The following is a 14680-nucleotide window of genomic DNA, read 5'->3' on the forward strand; positions in this document are numbered from 1 at the left end:
GGCTCAGTCGGCCAGGACCGGTTCGGGGAGGAGCGCCTCCACCACCTGCGCCACGCCGTCGTCCGTGTTCGACGCGGCCGCGAACCCGGCCGCCGCGGCGACCTCGGGAGGCGCGCCGGCCATCGCGTACGACCGGCCCGCCCAGGCGAGCATCGTCACGTCGTTGGGCATGTCGCCGAACGCCACCACCGCCTCGGCCCCGATCCCCCGCTCGGCGCACCAGGCGGCCAGCGCATCGCCCTTGTTCACGGTGTCGGCGTTGTACTCCAGGACCGGGAAGCTCCCCCAGTCCCACCGGACCATGCCGGGGGTCGCGATGCCGCCGAGCGCGTCGCGCATCGCCTGGCCGTGCATGGACCGGTGCTGGACGCGGTACTCCACGACCCCGTCGAGATCGGCGAGCACGTCTTCGAGCGCATCGACGTCGCGCCACGGCTCGCCGTAGTGCCCGCGCGCCCCCGGGGCCTCGCCTTCGGCGATGATCGCGGTCCCGGTCTCGATGGTGAACAGCGCGTCGGGGATTGCGGCGCGGGCGCGGGTGTGGAGTTCGGCCACGGCGGGAGCGGGGATGGTGCGGCGCACGTCGATCGCGCCGGTGGCGGGTTCGTAGAGGATCGCGCCGTTGTTGCAGATCGCGGCGTCCACGGTCTCGGCGAGGCCGGGCACGAAGTGCAGGCCGCGCGGGGTGCGGGCGGTCACGGCGAGCACGGTGACGCCCTGCGCGCGGGCGGCGAGCAGGGCGTGGCGGTTGCGTTCGGAGAGTTGCGTTCGGTCGTCGAGGAGGGTGCCGTCCAGGTCTGTCGCGATGACGCTGTAGTTCTGCACGCCCTGAGTATTCGGTCCGGCGGACCTTTTCCGCAACGGGTTTGGGGGTAGCCTGCGACTCGTCGCGAGCCGCGGGCCACCCCCGTCCAGGTCAGGTCAGGTCAAGTCGTCAGACGTTGTCGCTGCTGCAATAGGCCATGTAGACGTAGCTGGTGAAGGACTCGTCCACGGTCACCGGGGTGGCGTAGTAGCCCGAGCCTTCGCAGCCGCCGAGGGCGGTGGTGTAGTCGAAGCTGAGTTCGTCGATCGGCGGGTTGTAGACCTCGACGGCGTCGACCACGTACAGCGCCGAGGCGTTGGAGCAGTCGAAGGTGAGGAGGGTGCCGTCGGTGCAGTCGCCGGTGTCGGGGGTGACGGGGCGGCCGCCGTTGGCGTCCTCCTTGTCGATGGCCTCGACGCAGTAGAAGTAGTCGACCGGGCCGCCGAGGCCCTCGAACTCCTCGGTGTAGACGTACTGGTACGACTTCCACAGCTCACCGGGCGTCCAGCCGAGGTACTCCTCGCCGCAGACGGTGCCGCCCACCGATGAGTCGGTGAGGTCGCCGAACATGTCGACCTCGGCCCCGGAGTCGTCGGAGACGAGGGTGATGGTCCAGAACGCGGTCGGGTCGGAGCATTCCACGACCATGTCGCCGCTGCCGGTCACATCGGTCATGCAGTCGCCGACCTCGGCGGCCTCCGCGGCCTCCATCTGCTCGTCGGTGAGGACGGTGTCGGTGGCGGAGTCCGTGGTGGTGTCGTTGTTCGCGTCGTTGGAGTCGCCTGCATCGCGAATGAGGGCCTTCACGACCACGACGATGATGCCGACGACGATCACGCCGATGATGCTCAGCACCTTCGCTCCGATGCCGCCGCCGCGGTTCGGCGGGGGCATCGGGGGCGCGCCGTACGGGCCGGGCTGCTGCGGGGCGGGGAAGCCGGGCGGGGGCGGCGGGGTCGCGCCGTAGGGCGGGGGCGGGGCGCTGTAGCCGCCGGGCTGGGGCTGGGACCCGAACCCGGGCTGGGGTTGGGAGCCGTATTGGGGAGCGGAGCCGGGCTGGGGCTGGCCGTAGCCCTGGGCCTGGTTGGGGTCGTAGGGACTGGGGGGCGGGTAGGTCATGGGCTGACTCTCCGTGTTCCGGGCGGGGAGGGGTGGGGCAACAGGGGTTGGCGGTCATCATAAGGGCCGGGTGCGACAGCAAGAAGGCCCCCGCGCTGTGCGCGGGGGCCGTTCGATTCTGGGGGCCTAGCTGCGGCCCGTGGCGCGGAGGAGGCTCGTGAAGTCGGCAGCCCCGAGGTCGAAGACCGGGGAGTCGTGCCCGAGCTTGGAGTCCCGCACCTGGAATCCTGCGGCGGTGTTCCGGGCCTCAACACAGTCAGCGTTGGAAGTGTTGTTGCTCCGGGAACTCTTCCGCCAGGTCTGGCGGCACTCAACACAGTCAGAGTTCGCCGTGTTGCTACTCCGGGTGCTCTTTCGCCAGCCGGTGTATCCCACCATCTAGAAACCCTTCAATCCCTTGCGAGTCAGCCCGCAGGAGGCTGCGGCCTTGATCATACACGGCAAGGTGCTCGGGCTCGACCACGTGGCGGCTCTGGTCGAATGTCTCCACGTACACGAAATCCGGCCCCGCAATGCTCCGCTCATCGGCCTTGAACAGGTCAAATGCAAAAGGAACGATCAAAGGCGATCGGACTACGAGCACCTCACATCCAGGCATCGCGTTCACCTCGATCATCCGATCGATTTGCGCGATTCTGTCCTTTGCGGAGAGCTGATCGAACACGCCGAAGATGCTGGCCGGTACGTATATCTCCGCGGTCGGCGCTCCCGGGGCTCCGATTCGACTGAAGAAGTTGTCCTGGCGCTGCGCCTTCCGCAGCCAGTGCTTGATCTTGCTCGCCGCGCCTTCAAGCGGATCAGGCTGAAGCACCATGTGGAACGCTTCCGTCTGAACGAGTGAGGACGGCAAGACCGGGTCCCACTTGATGAAGGTCCCGTAAGTGCGCTCGGCACTTTCGACGACATACATGTTTCGCTGTTCCAGGTTCATGATCAGCTCGGACCCCCTCAGCAACTGGTGGCCCACATGAAGGATGAAATTCTTGCGGGACTCATCCACGCCTCCGAGATCGCAGATGAGCGACAGGTTGCCGATGTCCGGAAGTCGCGCCCTGTCCAGCCATGCCCGGATCGTGTTGCCGCTCTTGCCCATCACCCTTGCAAATTGGTTCGGAGTCCATCCGGCCGATTCCGCGATGGTGTGGACCTCAGCGAACAGATATGACCGTGCCAACTTCTGGTTCAGGACCGTTCCTGCCATCGCGGCCTCCCTTGCTGCGCGAATCACTGGTAGTAGCGATGATCGCACAAAGACGCCCAAGGACATTCATCACGACTCGTCGCAGTTTCGGGGCCCCGTAACGGGGTTCCATTTCGGTGTCCCGAAATTGAACACCCAGAACGGGACCCCATAATTGAACGCCGGAACTTCAAGGGAGACATAGCCATTGACCAGCCAAAACGTGGTTTATGGTGGTCTCATCGCAGGTTCGGTGGCCCGTCCTGCGACTGGTGGAAGGTCGGGGGGCCGTGCCTCCCAGCGACCAAATGCGGTCCCCCGGCCTCAGAAGTGTCGGGAATCCGACAATCTCTAATGGAGGAAGCGATGTCGTATCCGAGTACCCGTCCGAGGACCGCGCCCGTACCCGACCCGCTGGAGCGCGGGAGGTTCAGCGATGGGGTTCACCAGTACACCGTCTATGCCTCCAGCGCGGACGCGCCCGACTCGTTCCAGGTGTGCGCCAACAACAACCGTGCAGACCTGGTCCTGATCGTCTCGGGCCTCACCTCCCAAGACCTCCATGCCACCTGGGGAGACGAGTGGCGGACCCGCTCGGCGGAGTGGCGCGAGTGGGCGCGCTCGGCGGCGTTCCAGGTCTTCCACAACGGCAGCCTCCCGAAGCCCGCCAAGACGAGGTACTGCAATGGGTAACGGCGTGCGCCCCGACAACGACCCGTACAACCTCCGCTCCGACGGCAAGCCCGGCGTCGACGGCTACCTGGGCGACTTCCGGCGCGGGCCTGCGACGTTCACGCTGTACTCGATCGGCTCGCATCCGGCGCGCAAGCCCAAGATCATCGAGTACCTCCTGGACGTCGAAGACGGGGCCGGGGCCCGCGAGTGCTGCCGGTTCACCGACGACGCCGAGGACGTCCCCGAGTGGGCGCCCGCCTGGCGGCGCGACCAGTGGTGCCCCTGGATCCTCGAACAGTGCCGGGCCCTCATCGCCGAACCCGACACCGCGTAACCCCTGAAGCCGCTCGGCGGCCCGGCGATTGAACCTCGGGCGGGCCGTCGGGCTTCCCGGGCCGGTCGATCTTGGTGGAGGTCGGCCGGCCCTCTCACGTCCTCCGCGAAGCCACCGCCGTGACCGCGAGGGCTGCGAGGCCCATGGCGACGCCGATCCAGATGGGGGCGGTGAGACCCCAGTCGGCGTCGATGGCGAGGCCGCCGAACCAGGCGGAGAGGGCGATGCCGACGTTGAACGCGGAGGCGTTGACCGAGGAGGCGAGGGAGGGCGCGCCTTCGGCGGCGTCGAGCACGCGGGTCTGGAGGACCGGGACCATGGCGAACCCGGCGGCGCCGATGACGAAGACCATGATCGCGGCCGGGACCGGGGAGTGGACGGCGAACGCGAAGACGACGAGGGCGGCCGTGGCGGCGGTGAGGGTACCGTAGAGGGCGGGCATGACGGCGCGGTCGGCGAGGCGGCCGCCGAGGAGGTTCCCGGCGGTGAGGCCGACGCCGAAGAGGAGCATCAGCCATGGGACCGTTGAGGTCTCGAAGCCCGAGACGCGGGTGAGCAGCGGCTCCAGGAAGGTGATCGCGGCGTAGGCGGCGCCCCAGCCGAGCATGGTGATCGTCAGGACCACCCACACCTGCGGGCGGCGGAAGACCGCGATCTCGCCGCGCAGGCCCGCGCCCTTGTCCCCGGCGCGCGCCGGGACGAACGCGAGGATCGCGGCGAGCGCGACCGCGCCGATGACGGTGATCGCCCAGAAGGCGGCGCGCCAGCCGAGCTGCTGGCCGAGGGCGGTGCCGAAGGGCACGCCGATGACGTTGGCGAGGGTCAGGCCGGTCATCATGAGCGCGATGGCGCGCGAGCGCTTCTCGGGCGCGACGAGGCTCGCGGCCATGATCGGGCCGATGCCCATGAACGCGCCGTGGCACAGGGCCGAGACGATGCGGCCGGTCATGAGGGTGCCGTAGGTGGTGGCGACCGCGGCGAGCGCGTTGCCCGCGATGAACAGGGCCATGAGGACCACGAGCATGGTCTTGCGGGGCAGGTTCGCGCCGACCGCGGTCATGATCGGGGCGCCGATCGCCACGGACGCGGCGTAGCCGGTGACGAGGAGCCCGGCGGTGGGGATCGAGACCTTGAGGTCCTCGCCGAGCGGCCCGAGGAGGCCGACCACGACGAACTCGGTGAGGCCGATGCCGAAGGCGCCCAAGGCGAGTGCACCGAGGGCGAGGACGCGGCGGCGCTTGGCCTCCAGGTGGGCCGGGCGGGCCGGGGCGGCGGTGGTCACGGGGTTCCTTCCGGAGCGGGGCGCGGGACCGGGCGGGACCCCGGGGACGAGACGAGGTGTCCCCGGGGCACCGCGGACCAGTATTCCGCGCGTCCGATAATTAGTCCAGTGGTTTGTCCAACCATTCTGAAAACTCCTGGCCGAGTCGAGGCGCGCACGCCGCTGAGCGGGGGCGTCGTAGGCTCGGGGCACCGCAGAAGGAGGCACCGCCATCAGCGAATCACCACTGAACCTGAACGTCGACTGGCACGCGGGGTGGCCCTCGGCCAAGCACGACCCCGCGCCGGAGATCCAGGTGCACGCCGCCGAGCCGCGCACGATCATCATGCGGCAGAACATGTCCGTCAACTACGAGGCCCCGTTCATGTTCCTGCTCTTCGGGAACGACCGGGCGCTCCTGGTCGACACCGGGGCGACCCCCGAGCCGGTGTACTTCCCTCTGCGCCGCACCGTCGACGCGCTCATCGAGGCGTTCCTGGCCGAGCACCCGAACCCGGATTACGAACTGGTCGTGGCGCACACGCACGGGCACGGCGACCACAAGGCCGCGGACGCCCAGTTCGCCGACCGCGAGCGCACCGTCGTGGTCGGCCCCGACCTGGACGAGGTCGTGGCCCACTACGGCTTCGACGACTGGCCGCTGACCCCGCGCGCACTCGACCTCGGCGGCCGCACCGTGGACATCATCCCCGGGCCCGGCCACCACCGCTCGGCCACCGTCTTCTACGACCGGGCGACGCGCCTGCTGCTCACCGGCGACACGTTCTACCCGGGCCGCCTGTACGTGCAGGACTGGGAGGCGTTCGAGGCCACTGTGGACAAACTGGTGGCGTGGAGCGAGGCGCACCCCGTGTCGCACGTGCTCGGCTGCCACGTCGAGATGTCCACGCGCCCGGGCGTCTCCTACCCGCGCGGGTGGACCTACCAGCCCGACGAGGCCCCGCTCCCGATGACCGTGGCGCAGCTGCGCGACCTCCAGCGGGCCGTGAGAAGCCTCGGCGGCGCACCCGGCGAGCACGTCTTCGACGACTTCGAGATCTGGTGGAAGGGCGAATAGGGGGTCTTAGGACCTGCGGTGCAGGGAGAACCGGGACGCGGGACCGAGGGCGGTCGCCGATCCCGTTCCTAGCCTTGGGCGAGCGCGGACCGGAACCGGTCCGGGCCGAACCGAGGAGGACCTTATGACCATCGTGGTCACCGGAGCGACGGGCAATGTGGGCCGCAGCCTGGTCGAGGAGCTGGCGGCGGCGGGGCACCGGGTGCGGGCGGTGACCCGCGACCCGGCGGGCGCGCGGTTCCCCGAGGGCGTCGAGGCGGTCGCGGGCGACTTCGCCGACCCGGCGAGCCTGGAGCGGGCCCTCGACGGGGCGACCGCGCTGCACCTCATGACGACGTACGGGCCGAAGAACGAGACGGTCCCCGGCAGCGCGCAGCTCGCGTCGGCCGCCCTCGCGGCGGGCGTGAAGCGGGTGTCGCTGCTGTGGAACGGGTACCGGGGGGCGGTGGAGGAGGCGTTCGCGGCGCTGAACGCGGTGGAGCTCCAGCCCGGCGAGTTCATGTCGAACGCGCTGACGTGGGCCGAGGAGATCCGCGAGAGCGGCACCGTGAGCGAGCCGTTCGCGCACATCGGCCACGCGCCGGTCCACGAGGCCGACATCGCGGCCGTCGCCGCCGTCGCCCTGACCACCGATGCGCTTGCGGGGCAGCAGATCCCGCTCACCGGCCCCGGGGTGGTGACCGTCCCCGAGCAGGTCGCGGCCATCGCCGCCGCGGCCGGGCGCGACGTGGCCTTCACCGCCCTCAACGAGGACCAGGGCCGCCTCCGCATGCAGGCCCTCGGCTACGACGAAGGCGCCATCGACTACGTCATGGGCTGGCGAGCCGACCCGCCCGGATGGACCCTCCGCCCCTCCGACACGGTCGAACTCGTCACCGGCCGCCCCGCCCGGACCTTCGACGACTGGGCCCGCGAGCACGCCGACGCCTTCCGCTAGCCGCGACGGCGTCGCGGCCCGCGGGGGTGCTCCCCCGCGGGCCGCTTTCCGCTGTCCTGCGTTGCGCTACAGGGCCTTCGCGGCCTGGGCGATGGACTCGGCGATCGGGGTGGTCGGGCGGCCGATGAGGCGGGAGAGGTCGCCGCTGGTGCCGGCGAGGAGGCCGCGGGAGACGGCGTCGTCGATCCCGGCGATGACCGGGGCGAGCGTGGGCGGGAGGCCGACGCTTTCGAGGATGCCGCGGTGGACCTCGGGCGTGACGCGGTTGATCGGGAAGTCCTTGCCGATCGCGCGCGAGACCTCGGCGGCGTACTCCTCCAGGGACCAGGCCTCGTCGCCGCTGAGTTCGTACTCGGCGCCCTCGTGGCCCTCGCCGGTGAGCACCGCGACCCCGGCCGCCGCGTAGTCGGCGCGCGCGGCCGAGGCGACGCGCGAGCCCTCCGCGGCGCTCGTGAGCAGGCCGCCGTTCGCGAGGGACTGGCCGATCGCCTCGGTGTAGACCTCGTGGTACCAGCCGTTGCGCAGCAGCGCGTACGGCACGCCGGAGTCGATGAGGTACCGCTCGGTGATCTGGTGCTCGCGGGCCAGCTCGAAGTCGGCGGCCGGGCCGCCGAGGACGCTCGTGTACGCCAGGAGCGCCACGCCCGCGGCCTTGGCGGCGTCGATGACGGCCTTGTGCTGCGGCACGCGCTGCCCCACCTCGCTGCCGGAGATGAAGAAGACCCGGTCGCCCTCGCGGAACGCGTCCGCGAGCGAGGCCGGATCGCTGTAATCGCCCTGGCGGACCTCCACGCCCAGCTCGCCGAAGCGGGCGGCCTTGGCCGGGTCGCGGACGACGACGGCGATCTGCTCCACGGGGACCTGGTTGATGAGGCCCTCGACCGCGAGGGTCCCGAGCTTGCCGGTGGCACCGGTGACGACGTGCATGTGCTGCTCCTTCAGTGTCGATTGCGACGATCATTTCACTTTCTAAATGAAAGCACAATCAAAATGAAAGTACTATCGCGGAGGTAACATGAACGCATGACCACCCGTCCCGTCCCGCACGTCCTCGCCGAGTTCCAAGACCTCAGCGGTCGCCCCGACCTCGCCGAGTTCGAGGTCCTCGCCGAGGACTGCCCGTCACGACCGGTCCTCGACCACGTGACGGGGCGCTGGGGCACGCTCATTGTGCTGTCGCTCCACGACGGCCCGCGGCGGTTCAGCGAGATCCGCCGCGCCGTCGCCGGCATCAACGACAAGGCCCTCTCGCAGGGCCTGCGCCACCTCGAACGCGACGGCCTGGTGCTGCGCAACGCCTCCGACCGCTTCCCCTCCCGCGTGGAGTACCGCCTCACCGAGATCGGCGCGGGCATGGAGGCGCGGCTGCGCGAGATGGTGTCGTACCTGTACGCGAACATGGGCGAGGTCCTCGACGCCCAGGCCGGATACGACGGCGACCGCGCCGCGCACCGGCCCGCCGCGGCCGAGACCGACGCTTAGGCCGACGCCGAGTCCTACGCCGCAGTGTCCTAACGGTTCGCCCGAACTGCGCGAAACCGCAGGTGGCACCGCACCGGACCCCTAGACTCGGGCCATGGCTAGCGCGCGGGCCACGTTCCTGGGAGGACTGCGTCCGGCCACGGCTATCCCGCTGTGGGTCCGGCTGCTGCCGCTCGTCGCCCTCTTCGGCGCCTCGTTCTTCCTGCTCTTCCAGCCCGACCCGCTCCACGCGGGCATCGCCATGGCCGTCGTCCCCGTGCTCGCCGCGTTCGTGCTCGGGCCGGTCTGGACCGGCGCGATCGCGGTGATGGCGCTCGTCGTCGTGGCCGCCCCGATCCCGGTCGCGCGCCGCTTCGCGGTGGACGACATCGTCGTCGTCGGCATCGTCTTCGCCACGGCCATCGGCATCTCCTGGATCCGCCAGCGCTTCGAGAAGGGCCTGGTCACGGTCCTCTCGGTCTCCGAGGCCGCGCAGCGCGCGGTCCTGCCGGACCTGCCCGAGCGGGTCGGGGACCTCGCGTGCGCGGGCCTGTACCACTCGGCGCAGCAGGGCGCGAGCATCGGCGGGGACCTGTTCGACGTGCGGCCGAGCCCGTACGGGACGCGGCTGATCCTCGGCGACGTGCAGGGGCACGGGCTCGACGTGGTCGGCGCGGCCTCGATGCTCCTGTCGGTGTTCCACGAGGCGATCCTCGACGAGGCGGACCTCGGCGGGGTGGCGTGGCGGCTGGAGCGGCGCATCCTGGAGGACGGCGCGCACGGGTACATCCCGGAGCTGTTCGCGTCGGTGCTGCTCGCGGAGTTCTCCGACGAGTGCGACGAGGTGCGGCTCCTGTCGTGCGGGCACCCGCCGCCGCTGCTGCTGCGGGGCGAGCGGGTCGAGGAGGTCGAGCTGAAGACCGCGCCGGTGCTGGGGCTGCGGCTGGCCGAGCCGGTGCGGCACCGGGGCCCGGCGGCGGTGCCGTTCGAGATCGACGCGACGCTCCTGGCGTTCTCCGACGGCCTGGTGGAGGCGCGGGACGCGGAGGGGCGGTACTACCCGCTGGCGGAGCACCTCGACGGGCTGGTGACGCCGACGCCGCGGGCGCTGGTGGAGTTCGTGTGGGAGGACGCGTCGCGGTTCGCGGTGCGGATGGACGACGACGTGTCGATCCTGGCGGTGACGCGGGTGTACGGGAGCGGTCCCGGCGCGGAGTTATTCAATCGGTTATACGAAGGGTGTTTACAACCGTTCGGTTCTGTGTGAATATCCAAATGATTCGATTGGAACCCCCCGAAGGAGACGACGATGTCATCCCCCCGTCCCCCGCGTGCGCATCGCCCGCGCCGCAACGGCTTCAGACGCGGCGTCGCTGCCGTCGGGGCCGCCGGGCTCGCGGCGGCCGTCGCCGCGCCGAGCCTGCCCGCGCTCACCGCCAGCGCCGAGGAGGCCGACGCCGACGCGGTCACCGTCGTCCTCGACCCGTCCTACCGGCAGGCCGAGTTCGAGGGGTGGGGCACGAGCCTGGTGTGGTTCGCGAACGCCACCGGCGGCTACCCCGACGAGATCCGGAACGAACTGGCGGAGATGGTCTTCGGCGACGAGGGCCTGAACCTGAACATCGCCAGGTACAACATCGGCGGCGGCAATGCCCCGAACATCGACGACGAGTACCTGCGCGGCGGCGCCTCCGCCGTCCCCGGCTGGTGGGCCGCCCCCGAGGGCACCACGCAGGCCGACAAGGACTGGTGGGACCCCGAGAACCCTGAGCACTGGAACTGGGACGCCGACGCGAATCAGCGGTGGTGGATCGACGCCGTCAAGGACGACGTCACGCACTGGGAGGCGTTCTCGAACTCGCCGCCGTACTTCCAGACCGTCTCCGGGTACGTCTCGGGCGGGTTCGACGCGAACCAGGACCAGATTCGCGCCGACACCGTGGACGAGTTCGCGCTGTACCTGACCGAGGTCATGGAGCGCGTCGAGGCCGAGCACGGCATCGAGTTCGACACCGTGGACCCGCTCAACGAGCCGAACACGAACTACTGGAGTACCCAGCTGGGCCCCGACGGCGTGCAGCCCACGGGCGGACGCCAGGAGGGCGCGCACGCCGGGCCCGAGTCGCAGCAGCTGGTCATCAACGCGCTCGCCGAGCGGCTGTCGGCGTCCGAGCTCGACGCGGTCGTGTCGGCGATGGACGAGACGAACCCGGGCACGTTCGTGCGCAACTGGAACGCGTACACCGAACAGTCCCGGGCGAACGTGGAGCAGCTCAACGTCCACACGTACGGCACCGGCCAGCGCACCAGCGCCCGCGACCTCGCGAAGGCCGCGGACAAGCCGCTGTGGATGAGCGAGGTCGAGGGGTCGTGGACCTCCGGCCAGGACTACACGTCGATGGAGAACGGCATCGGGATCGCCTCGCGGATCACCGACGACCTGCGCGAGCTGGAACCCACGGCGTGGGTGCTGTGGCAGCCGGTCGAGGACGTGGCCGCGGGCCACAGCTGGGGCTCGATCCAGCTCCCGTTCGACTGCACCGCGGAGGACACGCTGGAGACGTGCCCGATCAAGGTGAACACGAAGTACTACACGATCCAGAACTTCACGCACTACATCGAGCCGGGCGACCACGTCATCGCCACCGACAGCGCGGCGGCGACCGCGGCGGTCGAGGCGGACGGCAAGGGCGCGAACGTGGTGTACACCAACAGCGCCGACGCGGCCGTGGAGGTCACGCTGGACTTGTCGGGGTTCGAGCGGATCGGGCGGGGCGCCTCGGTGACCCCGGTGGTCACGAGCGCGGACGGCGCGCTGGTCGAGGGCGACGCGGTGCGCGTGCGCGGCGGCGAGGCGACGCTGACGGTGCCCGCGAAGTCGGTGACGACGTTCGTGGTCGAGGGCGTCTCGGGCGTGGACTGCGACGCGGCGCTGTTCCAGGACGGGCACGTGTACCGCTTCGACGGCGTGCAGAGCGGCAAGTCGATCGCGCCGAGCGCGGACGGCGCCGGGATCGTGATCGAGACCGACGACGCCTCCGACGGGGAGCAGCTGTGGGAGGTCGAGCGGCTCACCGAGGGCTACACGAACATCGAGCGGTACTCGATCGTCAACGCGGCCACCGGTTCCCGCCTGGCGATCAGCGACGGGCTCGCGGTCCTGGAGCCCGGCGGGGGCGAGCCCTCCGCGGCGGCGACGTGGTACCTGTCGACCACCGGCGACGGCACGTACGTGCCGGTGAACGTGGGCACGGGCCTGGTCCTGGACGTGTGGGGTGAGGCGACCGCCGACGGGTCGCCGGTGCAGACGTACACGCCGACCTCGGCGCCCAACCAGCGCTGGGGCGTGGTGGACGAGACCGTGCTGCGGGCGCAGCAGGTGAGCGCGTACACCGTGCCCGGGTTCGTGCCGGTCCTGCCGGAGACGGTGCCGGGCGTGTTCCGCGACGGGGTGCGCGGGGCGCTGCCGGTCGAGTGGGACATGCCGCGCGAGTCCGCTTGGAACCGGGTGAAGACGGTGACGGTGTTCGGCGAGGCGGTGGACGCGCTCGGGAACACGTTCCGCGCCAAGGCGAAGGTCAGCGTCGACACGTTCTCCGAGACCGCCCCGGCCTCCGCGAAGACCTACCCGGGGTACTCACCGCCGCTGCCGGAGACGGTGACCGCGCTGGGCGACCACGGGACCGAGGCCGCGGTGCCGGTGATGTGGGAGGCGCCCGCGGAGGGCGCGTTCGACGACTACGGGACCGTGCGGATCGCGGGCACGGCGGTGCTCGTGGACGGGACGGAGCTGCCCGCGGTCGTGGACGTGGAGGTCACCGACCCGGTCGAGGCCAACGCGGCGCTCGCCGAGGGGACGACGGTCTCGGCGACGTACACCGAGCCGGGCTATTCGACCGCGGCGCTGCGCAACGGGGTCCTCACGGACAAGGCGTGGTCGAACTGGAAGTCCGGCCCGTTCAACACCGAGGACACGATCACGGTGGAGCTGCCGCAGGTGCGGGACGTGACCCGGGTCGTCTCCTACTTCTGGAGCGACGGCGGCCGGCCCTCGTACGCCGACACGCTCACCGTGCAGTACCTCGACGCGGACGGGAACTGGGTCGACGCGGGCTTCGCCGACGTGCCGACCGACGAGGTCCCGGTGATCGACGTGGAGGTGAACGCGAAGACGTCCGCCGTGCGGGTGGTCATGACCGCCGGTTCCGGCGGGACCGCGGGGTGGATCATCCTGAGCGAGATCGAGGTCTACGCGAAGGCCCCGGCCGCGTAGCGGGCGGGTGGCACACGGGCGGGGCCCTCATCGCAGGTCGGCGGTGGGGGTCCCGTCCCGTTCCGGGCCCGGATGTCGGACCCCGGATCTAGGCTTGCGCGGTCGCGACAGGGCGACCGAAGGGGGACGACGCCATGACCGACGACCCGGCCGTCGAGCAGACCGACGCACCGATCGCGATCGCGCCGCCGGTGCCGATCCTGCGGATCTTCTCCGTCGAGAAGGCCCGCGAGTTCTATGTGGGCTACCTGGGGTTCGCGGTGGCCTGGGAGCACCGCTTCGAGCCTGACCTGCCGCTGTACATGCAGGTCGAGCGCGGCGCCGCGGTGCTGCACCTGAGCGAGCACCACGGCGACGGGACCCCGGGGACGGCCTGCTTCGTGCCGATCCGCGGCATCGAGGCGTTCCACGCCGAACTCGCCGCGAAGGACTACCCGTACGCGCGGCCCGGAATCGAGGACGCCCCCTGGGGGTCGCGCACCCTGACGGTCGGCGACCCGTTCGGGAACACGCTCAGGTTCGACGAGGCGGCATGACCCCCGGGCCCCGCGGACCGCCTACGCGCCCACGGCGTCGGACAGCGCGGTCAGGGTGTCGAGCTCGTCCTGCGAGAGGTCGAGTTCGGCCGAGGCCAGGAGCGGGGCGAGCTGGTCCAGCTCGCGGGCGCCCGCGATCGGCCCGGCGATGCCCGGGCGGCTGCGGACCCACGCGAGCGCCACCGTGCCGACCGCGACGCCGTGGTCCCGCGCGATCGCCGCGAGCCCGTCGATGACCGCGAGACCGGTCGGGTTCAGGTACTTCGCGGCCGAGCCGCCGCGCACGCTCTGCTCCAGGTCGGCCTCCGTGCGGTACTTCCCGGTGAGGAAGCCGCTCGCCAGCGCGTGGTAGGGGAAGACGCTCAGGTCCTCGGCGACCGCGATGTCGCGCAGGCCCGGCTCGAACGTGGCCCGGCTGACCAGGCTGTACTTGGGCTGCAAGGCGACCGGGCGGGCCGCGCCGGTGCGCTCGGCGATGTCGAGCCACTCGCGCAGGCGCTCGGGGCTGTAGTTGGAGACGGCCACGTGCCTGACCTTGCCGTCGGTGACGAGCGCGTCGAACGCGGCGACGGTCTCCTCCAGCGGGGTGTCGGCGTCGTCGAAGTGCGCGTAGTACACGTCGATCGCCTCGGACTGGAGGCGCCGCAGCGACGCCTCCGCGGCGGCCTTGACGTTCGCGGCCGACAGGCCCTTGAACTCCGGGTGCTGCGAGACCTTCGTGGCGACCATGAGCCGCCCGGGGTGCTTGGCGAGCCACGAGCCGATCGCGGCCTCGGACTTCCCGCCCCCGTTGCCGGGGACCCACGCCGAGTACGAGTCCGCGGTGTCCACGAGCGTGCCGCCCGCGTCGGCGAACGCGTCGAGGATGCGGTGCGCCTCGGCCTCGTCGGTGGTCCATCCGAAGGTGTTGGTGCCCAATACGAGCGGGTAGACGTCGATGTCGGTCCTGCCGAGCTTGGTCATGGCGTGGCCTTCCGTGGTGGGCTCCCGGGGAGGCGCGGCGGCGCGGCCCCGGCCCGGC

Annotated in this window: 15 protein-coding genes; 8 read left to right on the forward strand and 7 right to left on the reverse strand. The window is 70.8% G+C overall.

Going from position 1 to position 14680, the window contains the following annotated elements; all coding sequences use genetic code 11:
* Positions 1–3 precede the first annotated feature (3 nt).
* The 4 genes from ACFFXY_RS19165 to ACFFXY_RS19180 form a co-directional block, all read right to left on the reverse strand.
* On the reverse strand, positions 4–825 hold the full coding sequence (locus ACFFXY_RS19165) for an HAD hydrolase family protein (RefSeq protein WP_382354178.1): 822 nt from the start codon (positions 823–825) through the stop codon (positions 4–6).
* Positions 826–934: 109 nt separating this feature from the next.
* Positions 935–1924, reverse strand: coding sequence for a DUF1720 domain-containing protein (locus ACFFXY_RS19170; protein WP_382354180.1), 990 nt, complete (start codon positions 1922–1924; stop codon positions 935–937).
* A 126-nt stretch (positions 1925–2050) separates the two neighbouring features.
* The gene (locus tag ACFFXY_RS19175; protein ID WP_335987068.1) at positions 2051–2302 is read right to left on the reverse strand and encodes a DUF397 domain-containing protein; all 252 of its coding nucleotides are present in this window, start codon (positions 2300–2302) and stop codon (positions 2051–2053) included.
* A complete protein-coding gene (locus tag ACFFXY_RS19180; RefSeq protein WP_382354184.1) occupies positions 2262–3125 on the reverse strand; it encodes a hypothetical protein in 864 nt (287 codons plus the stop codon). Before ACFFXY_RS19180 ends, ACFFXY_RS19175 begins: the two co-directional genes overlap by 41 nt.
* A gap of 345 nt (positions 3126–3470) precedes the next feature.
* On the opposite strand from ACFFXY_RS19180, the gene ACFFXY_RS19185 reads away from it, so the two are divergent.
* Positions 3471–3797, forward strand: coding sequence for a hypothetical protein (locus ACFFXY_RS19185; protein ID WP_382354187.1), 327 nt, complete (start codon positions 3471–3473; stop codon positions 3795–3797).
* Positions 3790–4113: a hypothetical protein gene (locus ACFFXY_RS19190; protein ID WP_382354190.1), complete on the forward strand. Its 324-nt coding sequence runs from the start codon at positions 3790–3792 to the stop codon at positions 4111–4113. Before ACFFXY_RS19185 ends, ACFFXY_RS19190 begins: the two co-directional genes overlap by 8 nt.
* 94 nt (positions 4114–4207) lie before the next feature.
* Here ACFFXY_RS19190 and ACFFXY_RS19195 read toward each other — a convergent pair whose 3' ends face one another.
* Positions 4208–5395 (reverse strand): MFS transporter, encoded by a 1188-nt coding sequence (locus ACFFXY_RS19195; RefSeq protein WP_382354193.1) that lies wholly within the window; start codon positions 5393–5395, stop codon positions 4208–4210.
* Between the two features lie 295 nt (positions 5396–5690).
* Between ACFFXY_RS19195 and ACFFXY_RS19200 the strand changes: the two genes are divergently transcribed.
* Together ACFFXY_RS19200 and ACFFXY_RS19205 are read left to right on the forward strand one after the other, a co-directional pair.
* Complete coding sequence (locus ACFFXY_RS19200) at positions 5691–6452, forward strand: MBL fold metallo-hydrolase (RefSeq protein WP_382354196.1); 762 nt, start codon at positions 5691–5693, stop codon at positions 6450–6452.
* A 124-nt stretch (positions 6453–6576) separates the two neighbouring features.
* On the forward strand, positions 6577–7389 hold the full coding sequence (locus tag ACFFXY_RS19205) for an SDR family oxidoreductase (protein ID WP_382354199.1): 813 nt from the start codon (positions 6577–6579) through the stop codon (positions 7387–7389).
* Positions 7390–7455: 66 nt separating this feature from the next.
* On the opposite strand, the gene ACFFXY_RS19210 is transcribed toward ACFFXY_RS19205, so the two are convergent.
* Positions 7456–8316 (reverse strand): SDR family oxidoreductase, encoded by an 861-nt coding sequence (locus tag ACFFXY_RS19210; RefSeq protein WP_382354202.1) that lies wholly within the window; start codon positions 8314–8316, stop codon positions 7456–7458.
* Positions 8317–8412: 96 nt separating this feature from the next.
* On the opposite strand from ACFFXY_RS19210, the gene ACFFXY_RS19215 reads away from it, so the two are divergent.
* The 4 genes from ACFFXY_RS19215 (at position 8413) to ACFFXY_RS19230 (ending at position 13659) form a co-directional block, all read left to right on the forward strand.
* Complete coding sequence (locus ACFFXY_RS19215) at positions 8413–8871, forward strand: winged helix-turn-helix transcriptional regulator (RefSeq protein WP_382354205.1); 459 nt, start codon at positions 8413–8415, stop codon at positions 8869–8871.
* Between the two features lie 94 nt (positions 8872–8965).
* Complete coding sequence (locus ACFFXY_RS19220) at positions 8966–10117, forward strand: PP2C family protein-serine/threonine phosphatase (RefSeq protein ID WP_382354208.1); 1152 nt, start codon at positions 8966–8968, stop codon at positions 10115–10117.
* A gap of 42 nt (positions 10118–10159) precedes the next feature.
* Positions 10160–13123: a glycoside hydrolase gene (locus ACFFXY_RS19225; protein ID WP_382354211.1), complete on the forward strand. Its 2964-nt coding sequence runs from the start codon at positions 10160–10162 to the stop codon at positions 13121–13123.
* A 134-nt stretch (positions 13124–13257) separates the two neighbouring features.
* Positions 13258–13659 carry a glyoxalase superfamily protein gene (locus ACFFXY_RS19230; RefSeq protein ID WP_382354213.1) on the forward strand — a complete coding sequence of 134 codons (402 nt, stop codon included), beginning with the start codon at positions 13258–13260 and terminating at the stop codon, positions 13657–13659.
* Positions 13660–13680: 21 nt separating this feature from the next.
* On the opposite strand, the gene ACFFXY_RS19235 is transcribed toward ACFFXY_RS19230, so the two are convergent.
* Entirely contained in the window at positions 13681–14622 is a 942-nt protein-coding gene (locus ACFFXY_RS19235) for an aldo/keto reductase (RefSeq protein ID WP_382354216.1), read from the reverse strand.
* Between the last annotated feature and the right edge of the window lie 58 nt (positions 14623–14680).

It is taken from the genome of Glycomyces mayteni, assembly GCF_042428885.1.
GTDB lineage: Bacteria > Actinomycetota > Actinomycetes > Mycobacteriales > Micromonosporaceae > Glycomyces > Glycomyces mayteni.

Coding starts and splice junctions, on each gene's coding strand:
- ACFFXY_RS19210 (WP_382354202.1), bottom strand. CDS start 8,316: ATGCACGTCGTCACCGGTGCCACCGGCAAGCTCGGGACCCTCGCGGTC.
- ACFFXY_RS19180 (WP_382354184.1), bottom strand. CDS start 3,125: ATGGCAGGAACGGTCCTGAACCAGAAGTTGGCACGGTCATATCTGTTC.
- ACFFXY_RS19220 (WP_382354208.1), top strand. CDS start 8,966: ATGGCTAGCGCGCGGGCCACGTTCCTGGGAGGACTGCGTCCGGCCACG.
- ACFFXY_RS19205 (WP_382354199.1), top strand. CDS start 6,577: ATGACCATCGTGGTCACCGGAGCGACGGGCAATGTGGGCCGCAGCCTG.
- ACFFXY_RS19230 (WP_382354213.1), top strand. CDS start 13,258: ATGACCGACGACCCGGCCGTCGAGCAGACCGACGCACCGATCGCGATC.
- ACFFXY_RS19175 (WP_335987068.1), bottom strand. CDS start 2,302: ATGGTGGGATACACCGGCTGGCGAAAGAGCACCCGGAGTAGCAACACG.
- ACFFXY_RS19190 (WP_382354190.1), top strand. CDS start 3,790: ATGGGTAACGGCGTGCGCCCCGACAACGACCCGTACAACCTCCGCTCC.
- ACFFXY_RS19235 (WP_382354216.1), bottom strand. CDS start 14,622: ATGACCAAGCTCGGCAGGACCGACATCGACGTCTACCCGCTCGTATTG.
- ACFFXY_RS19185 (WP_382354187.1), top strand. CDS start 3,471: ATGTCGTATCCGAGTACCCGTCCGAGGACCGCGCCCGTACCCGACCCG.
- ACFFXY_RS19170 (WP_382354180.1), bottom strand. CDS start 1,924: ATGACCTACCCGCCCCCCAGTCCCTACGACCCCAACCAGGCCCAGGGC.
- ACFFXY_RS19215 (WP_382354205.1), top strand. CDS start 8,413: ATGACCACCCGTCCCGTCCCGCACGTCCTCGCCGAGTTCCAAGACCTC.
- ACFFXY_RS19225 (WP_382354211.1), top strand. CDS start 10,160: ATGTCATCCCCCCGTCCCCCGCGTGCGCATCGCCCGCGCCGCAACGGC.